14 protein-coding genes and 1 pseudogene are annotated in these 15,719 nt (G+C 60.2%); 10 read left to right on the forward strand and 5 right to left on the reverse strand.

Features of this window, described 5'->3' with window-relative positions:
• Positions 1-82: 82 nt before the first annotated feature.
• The 5 genes and pseudogenes from trbF to ACVWYQ_RS32460 form a co-directional block, all read left to right on the forward strand.
• Positions 83-766, forward strand: a complete 684-nt coding sequence (gene trbF / locus ACVWYQ_RS32440) for a conjugal transfer protein TrbF (protein ID WP_157286340.1) — start codon at positions 83-85, stop codon at positions 764-766.
• Positions 763-1,797, forward strand: coding sequence for a P-type conjugative transfer protein TrbG (trbG, locus tag ACVWYQ_RS32445; protein WP_338122793.1), 1,035 nt, complete (start codon positions 763-765; stop codon positions 1,795-1,797). The genes trbF and trbG overlap by 4 nt, the downstream gene beginning before the upstream one ends.
• Positions 1,794-3,005, forward strand: a complete 1,212-nt coding sequence (locus ACVWYQ_RS32450) for a TrbI/VirB10 family protein (RefSeq protein WP_456726883.1) — start codon at positions 1,794-1,796, stop codon at positions 3,003-3,005. The genes trbG and ACVWYQ_RS32450 overlap by 4 nt, the downstream gene beginning before the upstream one ends.
• A 3-nt stretch (positions 3,006-3,008) precedes the next feature.
• A complete protein-coding gene (locus tag ACVWYQ_RS32455) occupies positions 3,009-3,257 on the forward strand; it encodes a DUF2274 domain-containing protein (protein WP_128263965.1) in 249 nt (82 codons plus the stop codon).
• A 1,376-nt stretch (positions 3,258-4,633) separates the two neighbouring features.
• Positions 4,634-5,041 (forward strand): annotated as a pseudogene (locus ACVWYQ_RS32460) (transporter substrate-binding domain-containing protein); the annotation flags it as partial.
• A gap of 94 nt (positions 5,042-5,135) precedes the next feature.
• Here the strand turns inward: ACVWYQ_RS32460 and ACVWYQ_RS32465 are convergent.
• Positions 5,136-6,032, reverse strand: a complete 897-nt coding sequence (locus ACVWYQ_RS32465; protein WP_157286338.1) for a LysR substrate-binding domain-containing protein — start codon at positions 6,030-6,032, stop codon at positions 5,136-5,138.
• A 109-nt stretch (positions 6,033-6,141) separates the two neighbouring features.
• On the opposite strand from ACVWYQ_RS32465, the gene ACVWYQ_RS32470 reads away from it, so the two are divergent.
• The 5 genes from ACVWYQ_RS32470 (at position 6,142) to ACVWYQ_RS32490 (ending at position 11,862) form a co-directional block, all read left to right on the forward strand.
• On the forward strand, positions 6,142-6,891 hold the full coding sequence (locus ACVWYQ_RS32470) for an SDR family NAD(P)-dependent oxidoreductase (RefSeq protein WP_157286369.1): 750 nt from the start codon (positions 6,142-6,144) through the stop codon (positions 6,889-6,891).
• 23 nt (positions 6,892-6,914) lie between these two features.
• A complete protein-coding gene (locus ACVWYQ_RS32475; protein ID WP_128263963.1) occupies positions 6,915-7,766 on the forward strand; it encodes a transketolase in 852 nt (283 codons plus the stop codon).
• Complete coding sequence (locus ACVWYQ_RS32480) at positions 7,763-8,773, forward strand: transketolase family protein (RefSeq protein WP_193760455.1); 1,011 nt, start codon at positions 7,763-7,765, stop codon at positions 8,771-8,773. Before ACVWYQ_RS32475 ends, ACVWYQ_RS32480 begins: the two co-directional genes overlap by 4 nt.
• A 165-nt stretch (positions 8,774-8,938) precedes the next feature.
• Complete coding sequence (locus ACVWYQ_RS32485; RefSeq protein ID WP_275497141.1) at positions 8,939-9,964, forward strand: TRAP transporter substrate-binding protein; 1,026 nt, start codon at positions 8,939-8,941, stop codon at positions 9,962-9,964.
• Positions 9,965-9,999: 35 nt separating this feature from the next.
• Entirely contained in the window at positions 10,000-11,862 is a 1,863-nt protein-coding gene (locus ACVWYQ_RS32490) for a TRAP transporter large permease (protein ID WP_456727226.1), read from the forward strand.
• 44 nt (positions 11,863-11,906) lie between these two features.
• Here the strand turns inward: ACVWYQ_RS32490 and ACVWYQ_RS32495 are convergent, their stop codons facing one another.
• Genes ACVWYQ_RS32495 through ACVWYQ_RS32510 form a run of 4 tightly spaced genes read right to left on the reverse strand, consistent with a single transcriptional unit; the run spans position 11,907 to position 15,708 of the window.
• On the reverse strand, positions 11,907-12,797 hold the full coding sequence (locus ACVWYQ_RS32495; protein ID WP_157286335.1) for an SMP-30/gluconolactonase/LRE family protein: 891 nt from the start codon (positions 12,795-12,797) through the stop codon (positions 11,907-11,909).
• Between the two features lie 37 nt (positions 12,798-12,834).
• The gene (locus tag ACVWYQ_RS32500; RefSeq protein ID WP_275497139.1) at positions 12,835-13,938 is read right to left on the reverse strand and encodes an ABC transporter ATP-binding protein; all 1,104 of its coding nucleotides are present in this window, start codon (positions 13,936-13,938) and stop codon (positions 12,835-12,837) included.
• Between the two features lie 10 nt (positions 13,939-13,948).
• Positions 13,949-14,788: a carbohydrate ABC transporter permease gene (locus tag ACVWYQ_RS32505; RefSeq protein WP_128263957.1), complete on the reverse strand. Its 840-nt coding sequence runs from the start codon at positions 14,786-14,788 to the stop codon at positions 13,949-13,951.
• Positions 14,785-15,708, reverse strand: coding sequence for a carbohydrate ABC transporter permease (locus tag ACVWYQ_RS32510; RefSeq protein WP_275497138.1), 924 nt, complete (start codon positions 15,706-15,708; stop codon positions 14,785-14,787). Before ACVWYQ_RS32510 ends, ACVWYQ_RS32505 begins: the two co-directional genes overlap by 4 nt.
• Positions 15,709-15,719: the final 11 nt, after the last annotated feature.

Consider the following 15,719-nt stretch of genomic DNA (forward strand, 5'->3'; position numbering starts at 1 on the left):
GCTCGCCACCGGCCGTGCGCCCACACGTTAAATCCAAACACACTCGTTGAAACGACGACCTTAATCTAAGGGGCCATTATCGATGTTCAAACGACCTTCAGTTCACTACGGGCGCATGCCCGAGCCGATTACGCCTTATCAAAAGGCAGCACAGGTTTGGGATGAACGCATTGGATCGGCCCGCGTGCAAGCCAAGAACTGGCGTCTGATGGCGTTCGGCTGCTTGATGCTATCCGCCGGCCTCGCGGGCGGACTTGTTTGGCAATCGAGCCGAGGATCGATCACGCCGTGGATCGTCGAAGTCGATCATCTCGGTCAGGCTCAAAGGGTTGCGCCGGCCAACATCGACTATCAGCCCACTGACGCTCAGATTGCCTACCATCTGGCGCGCTTTATCGAGGATGTCAGAGGCCTTCCTGCCGATGGGATCGTTTTGCGCCAAAACTGGCTCAGGGCCTATGATTTTACGACCGATCGCGGCGCCGCTGCTCTCAACGACTACGCGCGCAGCAATGATCCCTTTGCCAAGCTGGGCAAGGCTCAAATCTCGGTGGACGTATCGAGCGTCATTCGTGCGTCTTCAGAAAGCTTTCGGGTCGCGTGGACCCAGCGCACCTACGACAACGGCTTGTTGAGTGCGACCGAGCGTTGGACAGCAATTCTCACAGTCGTGATCGAGACGCCGCGCGATGCCGAACGTCTGCGCAAGAATCCCCTTGGCGTCTACGTCCGCGCCATCAACTGGTCGAAGGAGTTGAGTCAGTGACCAAGACGACCTCTGACATTCAATCGAAACGCTTCCTCCAGCAAAGCGGGCTCGATCCGACGCCGCCCAAGTCCGTGACCGCCAAACGAGCATGTCTTCACACTCTGCTGCTTTGTGCGTCGATGCTTGGCGGGTGCGCGACCTACATTCCGCCCGAGATCAGCTATGATGCTGAAGTCCCTCCGTTGCCGGCGCCGGCAGTTACTCTCGACGACAGACCACGACCGCTTCACGTGCCGCCGCTCTGGAAGCCGGCTCTCGGCGGCAGGTCCGCCGCGAAGGAAGAGCCCGAACCCGTGAGCCGGGTTGAGACGGCAAACAGCGCAGCCCGGGTTGAACCGCGCAAGCGGGGGTATTTCAACGCGGCGCAAATCTATGCCTACAGCCCAGGGGCGCTCTATCAAATTTACGCCGCGCCTGGACAGATCACGGATATCGCGCTCGAGGAAGGGGAACAGTTGACGGGATCAGGGCCCATTGCGGCCGGTGACACCGTGCGCTGGGTCGTCGGCGATACCGAGAGTGGGAGCGGGGACACACGACGCGTCCATATCCTGGTCAAACCGACCCGCGCATCGATCGAGACCAACCTCGTCGTCAATACTGACCGGCGCACCTACCTGCTTGAGCTCCGTTCCCGCGAGCGGCCCTATATGCCATCAGTTGCCTGGTACTATCCGGAAACATTGCGCGAACGATCGCGCGCAGTCGCTTTGAAGCCGGTCCTTCCGGAGCCGGCGCAGCGTATCTCTCGATATGCGATCGAAGGAGACAGTCCGCCCTGGCGGCCGCTTGCCGCATATGACGATGGCCGCAAGGTCTATGTCGAGTTTCCGCAAGGCATCGTCCAAGGCGAGATGCCGCCCCTCTTTGTCATCGGCCCGGACGGCAAGACCGAACTCGTCAACTATCGCGCCTACGGCAACGTATTGATCGTCGATCGGCTGTTTGCTGCCGCCGAACTGCGGCTCGGCGGCGAGCACCAGCAGAAGGTCCGCATTGTCCGGACCGACGGGAGGCCGTCGTCATGAATGTCAGGAATGGAAACGATCAGGAGCAAGCGGCTCCCCCTGAGACACAAGAGGATCAGTCCAGGAGCTTCCGCTTGAGAGCAGAGCATCCGCGCGTGACCCGGTTGTCACGGAAAGTTCTGGCTGGAGGGAGCGCGGTTGCCCTGCTTGTCATCGGCGGAGCCGTGTTGTGGTCGCTGCAGAGCAATCGCCCCCGCAACCAAGCTGCCGATGAGCTTTATAGCACCGACCATCATAATGTTGCCGACGCCATTGCGACGCTGCCGAAGGACTACGCGGCTGCTCCACGCCAGACTATCCCACAGCTTGGTCCACCACTCCCTGGAGACCTCGGTCGACCGATCCTTGCTGCGCAAGGCCAACTGGCGACGAACGGCGCTGACCCGGATCAACAGCGCCGGGACCAAGAGACCGAAGCAGCACGTATCAGCCATCTGTTCGCTTCGACAAATGGGAGTGTCGGGCGTCAACCCGCAGCTGCAGTTGCAGGGAGCGACCGCAGCGCGTCAGCGAATCCAACGAGTGCCAGCGGCGATGGATCGGCGCAAAACGGTCAGGACCGAAAGCTTGCCTTCGTCAACGCATCTGTGGACCGTCGCACGGTCAGTCCTGACCGCATCACCAGGCCAGCTTCACCATATATCGTGCAGGCTGGGACGGTTATTCCGGGAGCCCTGATCACCGGAATCAGATCGGACCTACCAGGCCAAATTACGGCGCAGGTAACCGAGCACATTTTTGATACGCCGACAGGCCGCTTTCTGCTAGTGCCCCAAGGAGCGCGTCTGATCGGGGTTTACGATAGCCAGGTTACTTTCGGCCAGTCGCGCGTTCTGCTCGTCTGGACGCGCCTGATCATGCCGAATGGGCGTTCAATCGTCCTCGAGCGGCAGCCTGGCGCGGACGCTGCGGGATATGCGGGCCTTGAAGACCAGGTCGACAATCACTGGGGCGAACTCTTCAAGGCTGCTGCACTATCGACGTTTCTGGCAGTCGCGACCGAACTAGGTACCGGCTCTGACACCAACAACAACGACGGCGCAATCATTCAGGCGTTGCGGCATGGCGCCTCCGACTCTCTGAACCAGACTGGACAGCAGGTCGTACGGCGCAGCCTAAATATTCAACCTACTTTGACGGTACGACCTGGTTTCCCAGTTCGCGTTCTTGTCAACCGCGACCTCATACTTGCGCCATACGAAGGGTAATGCATGCCCAAGCTTAAAATAGGAGCCTTGCCCGACGATAGGCCGGTCAAGGTCACCACCGAGCTCTCAGCAAGAGTTCATCGAGATCTCGTCGCCTATGCAGAGGCTTTGGCACGCGAAAATGGGCAGCCCATCGATCCGCTAAAGCTGATCGCGCCTATGCTGGCGCGCTTTATGGCCTCGGACCGGGCCTTTGCAAAGGCGAGACGGGTCGGTCAGGCCCCGAGAGCCGGCGGAGACGGAACAGATTGAAGAAACGGTTCAGAGCCGGATTCTCATTGTTTTCGCGCGGGCGTGCTGCGTTGGAAAGCGAAGACCCGGTTTTTGTATCGGGGCGACGCGCCGCCGCTTACTCGAGGAGGTCGACCGACCGTCGCTCAGGCCAATCGCCGGGAGGAGAGCGCTGCGTCGTCCCGGAGTGGCGGCTCCATCGCAGCGGCCTCGATTACGCCGAGGTGAAGAAGCATTATTTCAGCGCCGCGCATCGCTTTGTGTGCGCCGAGGGCAAGGTGCGGTGCATTGCCTCAATCGTATCTCGCTCCCTTTGCGCTGATTGAGATTCATCGGGCCTTCCGCGCGCCAAATCTCGAAACGCTTGCAACTTGACTTTCTGCCCAGTGCGGCTGCGACCAAATGGCTCACTAGAATTAGCGCGTGATCTTCGGCCAATCAGAGGGCTGACCAACAACGCGCACACGCAGAGTGGCTTGATTCTAACGTAACGTCAGGATGTAGAGATCTTGCTCTTGAGCTACCCTTCGCACCCAGAGTTGTTGAGACGCAGCCCAGCGCAAATTTCAAGGACACACATACAGCAGGGGACGGAAGTGAACCGGCTTATTAAGGGGACGTCTTCGGCCGCTTGGCAGAAGGCGCGCGCTCACGAGATCTGGACTTCATGCTTCTCGCCACGTGAGAGGGTGAAGTATATCCGCCGAAATCGCTCGCAATTCGAGTTCAGCAGCTACGCCCAAATGTTCGACGTGGTGCGGCGGCGTCGGTTCAATGGTTGCGCATTGACGTTAATCCACTGGCGCAATCGACTAAGGACCACTACTTGGCGGGAGGCCGTGGTCTTCTGCATTGCTATCTGGGCGCTAATCATCTTCATCGGTGTCCGCGCCGTACAGGCTCTAGCCGGATAGTTTAGAGGAGCGAGTCTCTCAGCCGGAGAACGAATGCGCCCCCTGCGGTTCGCGGCGACGCCGCCGCCTTGATGCGATCCCTTCAACTGCTTTCCCTACGAAAAAGCAGCTGGGGCGCGTCCAGCTGTAAAGTCGGAGGCACAATGTCGGTCCGGTGAGGCCTTGATCACCAGTAAGTTTGCCCAATCGGACTGCTCCGCCGATCGACGAAATCTTGAATGAAAATCACTCGCTTGAAAGAGCTCCCGCCTACGTCGCGTAGCCATGGCCTTGCCCGGTGGTGATGGAAGCCGGTGTGCCAATATTGTTTCACCCTAAAGCCGGTGATCGCCAGCGATGATTGCCGCTGAACGGACCAGGCGCATGGGCTTCCGGCCCGGAGAGAAGATCGAGCGCGGAGCCACGGCGAGCCATTCCTTTATGATCGGGAGGAGTCGAGCATCGATGGCCAACGTGGCAAAGGCTTGAGCCGCACATAGCGGGGCCTCGACCAAGGGATCGACCTCCGAGCTCGCGATCAAGCTGAACTAGTCGGACCCGCTCACCTTCGTCGACACAGGCTCGGCCTACATGGCGGTCCAGCAGAACAAGGTGGTCGGAATCGTGGCCAACACCATGACCATCACCAAGCTCGTCAACGAATCCAAGAGCGCCGGCCAGCCGCTGAGGATGATCGAGGAGCCCATGGTGCTGCAGCCGATCGGTATCGGTATGAAGAAGGACGAGCCGGCGCTGCTCGCCAAGGTCAACGAGACGCTGCTCGCGCTCGATCAGGCGGGTGAGATCAACCAGCTGTGGGACAAGTGGCTCGGCCCGAACACCGAGTTGAAGATGACCCGCTCCGACAAGGTCGTGCCGCTCAGCGAGCTCAAGTTCACGTCGTTACCGTGAGCAGTGCCGCCGGGATCGGCCCCTCCTTCCGTCGAGACGCAGATCAGCCGTCCGCTTGTTCAGCTTCCGAGATGTTCGGTCAGACAGTTCGATCTCACCGCGACGACCCCGGCGTCTCGACTCCGAGTTGCGCTACGACCCAGTCTGCGAAAGCTCGCACCGCCGATCTCTGTCGGCTGGCGCGCGGGTAGATGAGGCGGTGACCAACATATCGAATATTGGTTGCGCGCTTCGCCAACGGAGCAACCAATCGTCCGCTGGCCAGTTCGCGTTCAGCCAGAAGCGTCGATTCCAGAGCAACCCCCAATCCCTCGGCCGCCGTCGCAATCGCCAGAAAGCTGCGATCGAATCTCATGCCGTGAAGTGCGGGAGCTTCCAATCCGTTTGCGGTAAACCATTGGTGCCACTGGACCTGTTTGACATCGGAGCGGATCAGCGTCTGATCGAGCAGGTCGGCAGCCTTTTTTATCGACTTTGCGAGTGAGGGCGAGCAAAGCGGCGTGACCATCTCCTGGGCTAGAGGAACAACTTCGACACCCTCCGCACGCGGTGGACCGTAGACGATGTCGACATCGAAGTCGTCGTTGCTGAAGCGCGCATATTCCGTGCTCGCAGCAAGCCGAACCTCGAGCTTCGGATAAGCGGCGAGAAATTGTGAAAGCCGTGGCGCCAGCCATTGCGCAGCAAAGCTCGGCGCGGAGTGGACGCGTACCAATTGCGGTCCGCGTGCGGCGACCTCTTCGAGCCCGCGGCGGATTTGATCGAAAGCGGCTCCGGTGTGACGCATCAGATTTTCGCCCTCAGGGGTCAGTCGCACCGAGCGCGTACTGCGTTCGAACAGAACGGTCCGAAGCGTATCCTCAAGCTTGCGGATCGCATGACTGACCGCACTCGGCGTCAGGTGAAGCTCATTCGCCGCATCACGGAAGGATCCCGTGCGGGCCGCAGCTTCAAAGACGCGAATTGCCGATATTGGGATGTTTGAAAGCATTTCATAAGTGAACCAGATTCATCGATCCGTGACAACTATGCGCTTGTCCGTTTTCGTCGCGCAGGTCATTCCTAATCTTGGCAAGCAGAATAATTTGAGGGAGGAACGGATGCTGCTCAGCGGTAAGACGGCCATCATCTCGGGCGCGGCGTCGCCGCGGGGAATCGGGCTTGCCACGGCACGGCGGTTCGCCGCTGAGGGTGCTCGGGTCGCCATCCTGGATATTGACGCCGGCGCTGCCGAGGAAGCTGCGGCTTCGCTTGGAAAGTCCCACATCGGGCTTCGGTGCGATGTTGCCGACAAATCGTCTTGCGAGCAGGCGGTCGCGAGCGTGGTCGAAGCGTTTGGGGGCATCGACATCCTGATCAACAATGCTGGAATCACCCAGCCGGTCAAGTTCCTAGACATCTCGCCGACCGATTGGGATCGCATTCAGGACGTCAATCTCAAGGGCATCCTGTTCCTTTCTCAAGCAGTAATTCCGGACATGCGCGCCCGGAAGGCCGGGTCGATTGCCTGCATGTCGTCGGTATCGGCCCAGCGCGGTGGCGGAATTTTCGGCGGCCCGCATTACTCTGCCGCCAAAGCCGGCGTTCTTGGTCTCGCCAAGGCGATGGCGCGGGAGTTCGGCCCGGACGGCATTCGTGTCAACTGCGTTACGCCCGGCCTGATCGGAACTGATATCACGTCAGGCAAGCTGACCGATGAGATGCGAGCGAAAATTCTGGAAGGCATTCCGCTCAATCGCCTCGGCACGGCGGAAGACGTCGCCGGCATCTACACCTTCCTCGCGTCTGATCTCTCCGCCTACGTCACGGGTGCCGTGATCGACGTCAATGGCGGGATGCTCATCCACTGACCCGCAAGACAAGGTCCAGTTCAATGGCAACCTCTACCAAGACGCTGACCAATACGCCTACCCTCGCGGATCGGGCGTACAACATTCGCCGCAATGCACTCCGCATGGGTGAAGTTCAAGGTCAAGGTTATATCGCGCAAGCGCTAGACATCTCCGACGTCCTTGCTGTGTCCTATTTCCATGCAATGCGCTACCGGCCCGAAGATCCGTCCTGGGAAGAGCGCGACCGCTTCCTGCTTTCAAACGGCCACTACGCCATCGCGCTTTACGCAGCTTTGATAGAGGCTGGCATCGTCCCCGAGGAGGAGCTCGAAACCTATGGCAGCGACGAAAGCCGCTTGCCAATGTCAGGCATGGCGTCCTACACGCCTGGAATGGAAATGTCGGGCGGCTCGCTCGGGCTTGGGCTCAGCATTGCAATCGGCATGGGCCTCGGGCTCAAGCGCAAGAAATCCGAGGCTCGGGTATACACCTTGTTCTCCGATGGTGAGCTTGATGAAGGCTCCGTCTGGGAGGCGATCCAGTCGGCAGGCCACTACAAGCTCGACAATCTGATCGGCATCGTCGACGTCAACAATCAGCAGGCGGACGGTCCTTCCACGCAGGTCATGGCATTCGAGCCGCTCGTCGAGAAGCTTCAGGCCTTCGGCTGGTTCGTGCAGCGTATCGACGGCAACGATCTGGAGGCGGTAATCGCAGCATTCGATAACGCCAAGTCACATCCCGAGCCAAAACCGAGGATGATCGTTGCAGACACGTTGATGGGGAAGGGAGTACCTTTCCTGGAACAGCGCGAGAAGAACCATTTCATCCGCGTCGAGCAGCACGAATGGCAGCTCGCGCTTGCGGCACTCGAAGCCGGGAGGCAGGCATGAAGACCGTCAGATCGGCACCACAACTGGGCAGGCCGCGCCTGACCACTTCGGCCATGATCGCTTCGATCGCAGCCGAGGGACAGAAGACGAAGCCGGCGCCCTTCGGGCATGCGCTGGTCGAGCTCGCTCGCACCCGCTCTGATGTGGTCGGCATGACAGCCGATCTCGGCAAATACACCGACCTGCACATCTTCGCCAAGGAATTCCCAGATCACTACTATCAGATGGGTATGGCCGAGCAGCTTCTGTTCGGAGCTGCCTCCGGCCTTGCGGCAGAAGGCTTCATGCCCTTCGCGACCACTTACGCGGTGTTCGCATCGCGTCGCGCCTACGATTTCATTCACCAGACGATCGCGGAGGAAGACCGCAACGTAAAAATCGTCTGCGCGCTGCCGGGGCTGACTTCGGGCTATGGCCCGAGCCATCAGGCCGCCGAGGATTTGGCGCTGTTTCGCGCTATGCCGAACATGACGGTGATCGATCCCTGCGATGCTCATGAAATCGCGCAACTGGTTCCCGCCATCGCGGCGCATCAGGGACCGGTCTACATGCGCCTATTGCGCGGCCAAGTGCCGGTCGTGCTGGACGAATACGGCTACAACTTCGAGCTCGGCAAGGCCAAGCTGATCCGGGACGGGAAGGATGCCCTGATCATTTCATCAGGCATCATGACGATGCGTGCGCTCGAGGCCGCGCAAGCGCTGAAGAACGACAGCGTGGACGCCGCAGTGCTGCATGTTCCGACAATCAAGCCGCTCGATGCTGAGACCATCTTGCGGGAAGCCGGCAAGCCGGGCCGCCTTGTGGTGGTTGCCGAAAACCACACCGTCATCGGTGGCCTCGGTGAAGCAGTGGCCGCACTCCTCATGCGTTCAGGGATTCATCCGGCTTTCCGCCAGATTGCATTGCCTGACGAATTTCTCGACGCCGGCGCACTTCCGACCTTGCACGACCGTTACGGGATTTCCACGGCAGAGGTCGCAAGGCAGATCAAGCAGTGGCTTTAGTCTGCCGGCGCTAGGCGCCAACCAAGCCAAGCCTCTGTGAGGACCTACGCCCGCCGCATGGTGCGGCGGCGAACGATGGCTCTTTGCCCAAACGCGAAGAGCCCGAATACCCGCGCGTCGGCGATGCAGCGGGAAGCAAATTCAAAGCAGGACCTGGAGGAACACATGACCGTCTCGAAGACAGGAAGCATCAACCGCCGTTCGTTATTGATGGCAGCCACGGCCCTACCTCTTTGCGGGGTTCTGACCCGCCCGGCCTCTGCCGCCGAGTTCGTCTACAAGTTCGCGACGGGACAGGATCCGGCGCACCCGGTGAATGTCCGGGCGCAGGAGGCGATTGACCGCATCCGCGAAGCGACCGGCGGCCGGCTGGAGATCCGGTTGTTTCCGGCCAATCAGCTCGGCTCCGACACCGAGCTCCTGACCCAGGTTCGCAGCGGCGGAGTCGAGTTCTTCAACCAATCGTCCTCGATCCTTGCCACCCTGGTGCCCAGCGCGGGCATCGTGAATACCGGCTTCGCATTCGCCGACTACGACAGCGTATGGAAGGCCATGGACGGCGATCTCGGCACTTACATTCGGGCGCAGATTGCGAAAACGCCGATCATGGCGGTCTCGAAGGCCTGGGACAATGGCTTCCGGCAGGTGACCTCGTCCGGGCGCGAGGTGCGCACGCCGGAAGATCTGAAGAACTTCCAGATCCGCGTTCCGCCGGCGCCGCTCTTGACCTCGCTGTTCAAGGCTCTCGGGGCGGGGCCAACGCCGATCAATTTCAACGAGGTCTATTCCGCGTTGCAGACCAAGGTCGTCGATGGACAGGAGAATCCATTGCCGATCATCGCGACTGCGCGCCTCTATGAAGTGCAAAGCACGTGCAGCCTGACTGGGCACGTCTGGGACGGTTATTGGATCCTCGGCAACAAGCGCGCCTTCGAGCGTCTTCCGAAGGATGTGCAGGAAATAGTGACGCGTGAGCTCGACCGCTCCGCCATCGATCAGCGCGCCGACATCGCAAAGCTCAGCCAGTCGTTGCGAACCGATCTCTCGGCCAAGGGACTCAAGTTCATCGACGTCGATCGCGCCGCCTTCCGCCAGGCCTTGTCGAAAACTAGCTTCTATTCCGACTGGAAGGGCAAGTTCGGCGGGGAGGCGTGGTCCCAACTCGAAAAAGCCGCGGGACAGCTATCATGACCGGCATGAGCCGTACGCCGCACCTCGATGCCGGTATGGCGGCCGGCGCATCTCAAGGAGGCTTGCGCAGTTGGACAGTGAAAGCGAATGCGGTGCTCGGTCACGTCGTCGCAGTACCGGCGGCGTTACTCGTGCTGGCCGAGGTCGCGGTTCTATCCGCTGGCATTGTAGCCAGATACGTGTTCCGTTCGCCGATCGTCTGGTCGGACGAACTTGCCGGTATCCTCTTCCTCTGGCTCGCCATGTTTGGATCCGTGATTGCGTTCCAGCGGGGCGAGCATATGCGGATGACCGCCATCGTCGGGATTCTCAGGGCGGACGTTCGCGCGTTCCTGGATGTCGTGGCCGCCGCTGCATCGCTTGCATTCCTCGCGCTCGTCGTCTGGCCGGCCTATGAATTCGCGGCCGACGAGGCATTCGTGACAACGCCGGCGCTCGAGATCGTCAACAGCTGGCGCGCGGCAGCGCTACCCATCGGCATCGGACTGATGCTGGTCGCAGCGTCCCTTCGCCTCATTCGCATCGCGAGCCTGCGTAGCTTGCTGGGTTCCTTGGCCATCGTCGCAGGCATCATCGGGACGTTCGTTCTGCTGGCGCCGGTCCTGAAGCCGCTCGGCAATCTAAATCTTCTGATATTCTTCGTCTTCGTCGTCGGGGCGATGGTCTTTGCTGCCGTGCCGATCGCATTCGCATTCGGCCTTGGCACCGTCGGCTATCTCGCCCTGACCACCAGCACGCCTGACGTGGTGATGATCGGACGAATGGATGAGGGCATGAGCCACCTGATCCTGCTAGCCGTGCCGCTCTTCGTCTTTCTGGGCCTTCTCATCGAGATGACCGGGATGGCCCGCGCCATGGTCGGCTTCCTCGCGAGTATTCTGGGCCATGTGCGCGGCGGACTGCACTATGTGCTGGTCGGAGCGATGTATCTGGTTTCGGGCATTTCGGGTTCCAAGGCAGCGGACATGGCTGCTGTGGCTCCGGTGTTATTTCCCGAGATGCGGCAAAGGGGGGCCAAGCCGGGCGATCTCGTTGCGCTCCTGGCGGCGACCGGCGCGCAGACCGAAACGATCCCGCCCTCGCTCGTTCTGATCACGATCGGCTCGGTGACCGGCGTTTCGATCTCAGCGCTGTTCACCGGCGGTCTTCTTCCGGGCGTAGTCCTTGCCGTCATGCTCGCGGCCGTGGTGTGGTGGCGATATCGCCGGGAAGACCTGTCTCACGTCAAAAGGGCGACCGGACGGCAGATCGGCCGCGCCTTCGTTATCGCGGTCCCTGCCATCGCCCTGCCGTTCGTGATCCGGACCGCCGTCGTAGAAGGGGTTGCGACGGCAACGGAGGTCTCGACCATCGGCATACTATACTCGGCTTGTGCGGGTCTCTTTATCTACCGCCAGTTCGATTGGCGCCGGATCTATCCGATGCTGGTCGAAACAGCCTCGCTCTCGGGAGCGATCCTGCTCATTATCGGCGCGGCGACCGGCATGGCCTGGGCGCTTACCCAGTCTGGATTTTCTGCCTCTCTCGCGAAGATCATGACCAGCCTCCCGGGCGGGGTGCCCGTCTTCCTGGCCGTGACGATCGTGACTTTCGTGATCCTCGGCAGCGTGCTCGAAGGGATTCCGGCCATCGTCCTGTTCGGCCCGCTGCTGTTCCCGATTGCGCGGCAGGTTGGCGTGCACGATGTTCACTATGCGATGGTTGTCGTTCTCGCCATGGGCATTGGCTTGTTCGCGCCCCCGTTCGGGGTCGGCTACTATGCGGCCTGTGCCATCAGCCGCATCAACCCGGATGAAGGCATGAAACCAATCGTGGGCTACATGATCGCGCTCCTGATCGGGACACTGATTGTGGCCGCCGTGCCCTGGCTATCGATCGGATTTCTTGAGAAGCCGTAGCGATGATGTGCGATGCCTCGCGGGACAGGCCGCGAGGCTCCTCGTCAATCGAATTTAGGCAGATGCAGCGGCAGACCCTCACAGGGCACATCGATCTCCTCGACCTGGCCCTTGCCGACTTCAGTGACGCGAAGCTTCTTGCCCTCGAGCGTGAAGGCACAATTCGTTGGCTGTAGTCCGTCTAAGATCAGGCGGTCGACCACCTCTCCTCGGCGGTCTAGTACCGTGACGTTCTTCTGGTTGTACACCGTGCAATAAAGCCGGCCGTCCTTGCTGAAGGCCATTCCGTCTGGGCCCTTGAAATCGGGATTGGCATCGGGTTGCAGGACGTTGCCGAAGACCACGCGTTCCGGCGCGGTCTCGCCGAACACGTCGTATCGATAGACATCGCCAGTGAAGGATGCGTTAGCATAAAGGTGATTGTCAGGACCGAAGGCAATACCGTTGGTGAAACGGATCTTACGATCAAGGACGCGCAGCACCTTCATGGCCGCCGGATCGATCTCGTATACGCGGCCGTCCCAATCGAGGTCCATGTAGCCGACTACAAAGGCCTGGCCATTGATGAAATCCTCGGCGGCCATGCCGGAATCTGTCATGTAGAGCAGTCCGTTCGGACCGAAGCAGAGGTCGTTCGGAAACAGAAAGCGATCGGCGCCTTCGCCCTGCATGCGTCGGATTTCGTTTCCGCTGTCATCGATGCAGATCAGCGCGCGGAGCCCGGCTTCGGCGATCCAGATCCGGCCATGGCCATCGATCGTCAGTCCGTTCGGACGACCGCCCGTTGTCCGGATCACCCTGCGGTTGCCGCGAGGGTCGAGCCGCGTGATGCAAAGGGTCGACGCCGACATTTCCGTGACATACATGGACCCGTCCGGCAGGCAAATCGGTCCCTCGGGTGCTCCAATTCCCCTCGCAAAAAGCTTCGGCGTCATTTCTGTCATCCTGTTCTCGATGTTGACCCGGCCCTTGCTATGCAATGACCAGCCCACTAGCCGGATCGATCAGCACCACGCGATTGAGGTCGATGGCGAGATCGATCCGCTCGCCATGCCTGCTGACGTCATGAGCCTGCAGCTCGGCAACCACATCCACTCCGCCTATCTTGATGGTGGTGAATGTACGGGTCCCTGTCGGCTGAATGAGATCAGCGACGGCCGAATAGGCGACCACTCCATCGCGGAGAGATCCGCCGCCGGCCCGACTGAAATGCTGCGGACGAATGCCGACGAGAACCTGTCGCCCTTCCGCGCTGGTCAGTGACGTGGTCTTCGCGCTCGGAAGTGTCATCGTACCACCGGATTCAAACACAACCGCTGCGCCGCCGCCGTTGATCTTGAGGGTCGCTGGGATGAGGTTGATCGACGGGGAGCCGAGGAAGCCGGCCACGAAACCGGTTCGAGGCTGCTCGAATAGCTCGAGCGGAGCTCCCTGCTGCTCGATCTTCCCGTCGCGCAGCAGCACGATGCGGTCGGCGAGCGTCATCGCCTCAACCTGGTCATGGGTGACGTAGATCATCGTCGTCGTGATCTCGTGATGCAGACGCTTGATCTCAGTCCGCATCTCGTCGCGCAGCTGGGCGTCGAGATTCGAGAGCGGCTCGTCGAATAGAAACAGGTCCGCCTTGCGGACAATGGCGCGGCCGATGGCAACCCGCTGACGCTGTCCGCCGGAGAGCTGACGAGGATAGCGTTGGAGAAGACTGCCGATCCCGAGCATCTCGGCGGCTTCGCCGACCCGCTTCCTGATCTCGATCTCGGGCGTTTTGCGGGCACGCAGACCGAACGCGATGTTATCGTTGACAGTCAAATAGGGATAAAGCGCGTAGTTCTGGAATACCATGGCGATGTTCCGTTCGCGCGGGCGTAGATCGTTGACCACTGCGCCGCCGATCGTGATCGTTCCATCGTCCGGATCTTCGAGGCCGGCGATGGTGCGCAAGAGCGTGCTCTTGCCACAGCCAGACGGTCCCACGAGCACGGCGAATTCACCGTCGCCGATGGTCAGATCGAGACCTCGAACCGCGTGCACATTGCCGTAATATTTGTGCACCCCGGACAGCTTGACGTCAGCCACTCCGCTCTCCCTAACCTTTGACAGCGCCTAAGGAGATGCCGCGTACGAGATAGCGCTGCATCACCGAGACGGCCACGAAGATCGGCAAAGTTCCCAAGACAGACATGGCCGCGATCTTCCCCCAAAAATTCGATTGTCCGCCAAAATAGTGTGTCAACTGGACCGGGAAGGTGATGACCTCGGTACGTGTCAGCACGAGCGCAAAGAGAAAGTCATTCCAGGCGAATACGAAGGTGAACACCGATGTGGCCATAAGGCCGGAACGAACCATGGGGAAGACGACTTTCCAGATCACTTCCCATCGATTCAGTCCGTCGACGAGAGCGCTTTCCTCAAGCTCGAGCGGAACATCGACGATGTAACCGCGCATCATCCAGATGACGTAGGGAAGGTTGAATGCCGTGTAGAGCAGGATCAATCCGAAGAAGCCATCAACCATGCCGAAATGGACGTAGAGCAGGAATATCGGGAAGACGACCGCGATGGGTGGGATCATGCGCTGGGAGATGATCCACATCGCGAGGTTCTCACCACCGGTACCGAAGCGGGCAAGGCTGTAGGCGCAAAGCGTACCCAAAACGATTGCGATGCCGGAACTGACGCCGGCGACGATCAGGCTGTTCAGGATGGCTACAACGTCACCATCCTTGAACAGAACGTAGTAGTTCGAGAACTGGATCTGTGCAGGAACCCACAAGGGCGGCACGTGATAGATCTCGTCCGGTGTCTTGAACGAGATCATGAACAGCCAGTATACCGGAAACAGAAACAGCAGCGTCACGACGGTCGCGCCGAGATAGCGAAGGCCCAGGATGCGGACCTTTCTCGCTGGAAGTTTTCCGACTTTCATCGCGCAAGCTCCATGCGCTTGAGGACGAGAGTGGTGATGATCGTCAGCAGCGCGATTACGAGGAAGGAGATTGCGGCTGTGTAACTGATCTCGAACTGCGAAAAGCCTTGCACGTAGGTGTAGAGCGATATGGTTTCGGTCATCGAACCCGGACCGCCTTCGGTGAGGGCCCAGATGATGTCAAAGATGCGGACGAGGTCGAGGCCGCGGATCAGACAGGCAACAGCTATCACCGGCGCAATCGAAGGCAGAATGATCGCGCGAAGCACGCGGAGGTATGACGCCCCGTCGATTTCCGCAGCTTCGAGCTGCGACTGGTCCACGTTCGACAGGGCCGCAAGCAGCAGCAGGAACATGAATGGCGACCACTGCCAGACCTCGCAGATGATGATCGCCGGGTAGACGTAGGCGGGATTGACAGTCCACAAGATCCGGACCGGCTCGCCAGCGAAGAAGCTGAGGATCTGGCCTATCGGACCGAAGCGAACGTCGAACATCAACCGCCAGGTCGCTCCGGCGACAATCGGGGAAATCACGGTCGGAAGCACCAGGAGCGCGACGAAAAGTTGGCGGCCCGGCAGGCGGTCAATGAAAAGCTGCGCCATCAGAAAGCCGATCAGAAGCTCGAGGGGCAGGGCGACTGCGGTGATGATCGCAGTATGACCAAGCGATGCCCAGAGGCGGGTGTCCCTGAATAGCTCTGCATAGTTCAGCAGGCCGACAAAGGACGTGTCGTTGTCGGTCATCGTGATGCGCTGAAAGCTCACGACCAACGAGTAGATGAGTGGGAACAAGCCGACTAAAAGAAGAATGAAGATCGCGGGTGCGACGATGAGATAGGGTAGGCGGTCCTCGAGCATACGCCCGAGACGGCTGGGGCGGCGTTGTTCAGCCCCATTGAGACTTGTGGCAAGCGTCATCATCAATCCAG

The organism is Bradyrhizobium sp. USDA 3397, from assembly GCF_054060965.1.

What these genes read in the sequence shown, in the direction of transcription:
- ACVWYQ_RS32495 (WP_157286335.1), bottom strand. Translation starts at nt 12,797, where the DNA reads ATGACGCCGAAGCTTTTTGCGAGGGGAATTGGAGCACCCGAGGGACCG.
- ACVWYQ_RS32455 (WP_128263965.1), top strand. Translation starts at nt 3,009, where the DNA reads ATGCCCAAGCTTAAAATAGGAGCCTTGCCCGACGATAGGCCGGTCAAG.
- ACVWYQ_RS32470 (WP_157286369.1), top strand. Translation starts at nt 6,142, where the DNA reads ATGCTGCTCAGCGGTAAGACGGCCATCATCTCGGGCGCGGCGTCGCCG.
- ACVWYQ_RS32465 (WP_157286338.1), bottom strand. Translation starts at nt 6,032, where the DNA reads ATGCTTTCAAACATCCCAATATCGGCAATTCGCGTCTTTGAAGCTGCG.
- trbF (WP_157286340.1), top strand. Translation starts at nt 83, where the DNA reads ATGTTCAAACGACCTTCAGTTCACTACGGGCGCATGCCCGAGCCGATT.
- ACVWYQ_RS32510 (WP_275497138.1), bottom strand. Translation starts at nt 15,708, where the DNA reads ATGACGCTTGCCACAAGTCTCAATGGGGCTGAACAACGCCGCCCCAGC.
- ACVWYQ_RS32450 (WP_456726883.1), top strand. Translation starts at nt 1,794, where the DNA reads ATGAATGTCAGGAATGGAAACGATCAGGAGCAAGCGGCTCCCCCTGAG.
- ACVWYQ_RS32490 (WP_456727226.1), top strand. Translation starts at nt 10,000, where the DNA reads ATGGCGGCCGGCGCATCTCAAGGAGGCTTGCGCAGTTGGACAGTGAAA.
- ACVWYQ_RS32485 (WP_275497141.1), top strand. Translation starts at nt 8,939, where the DNA reads ATGACCGTCTCGAAGACAGGAAGCATCAACCGCCGTTCGTTATTGATG.
- ACVWYQ_RS32475 (WP_128263963.1), top strand. Translation starts at nt 6,915, where the DNA reads ATGGCAACCTCTACCAAGACGCTGACCAATACGCCTACCCTCGCGGAT.
- ACVWYQ_RS32480 (WP_193760455.1), top strand. Translation starts at nt 7,763, where the DNA reads ATGAAGACCGTCAGATCGGCACCACAACTGGGCAGGCCGCGCCTGACC.
- ACVWYQ_RS32505 (WP_128263957.1), bottom strand. Translation starts at nt 14,788, where the DNA reads ATGAAAGTCGGAAAACTTCCAGCGAGAAAGGTCCGCATCCTGGGCCTT.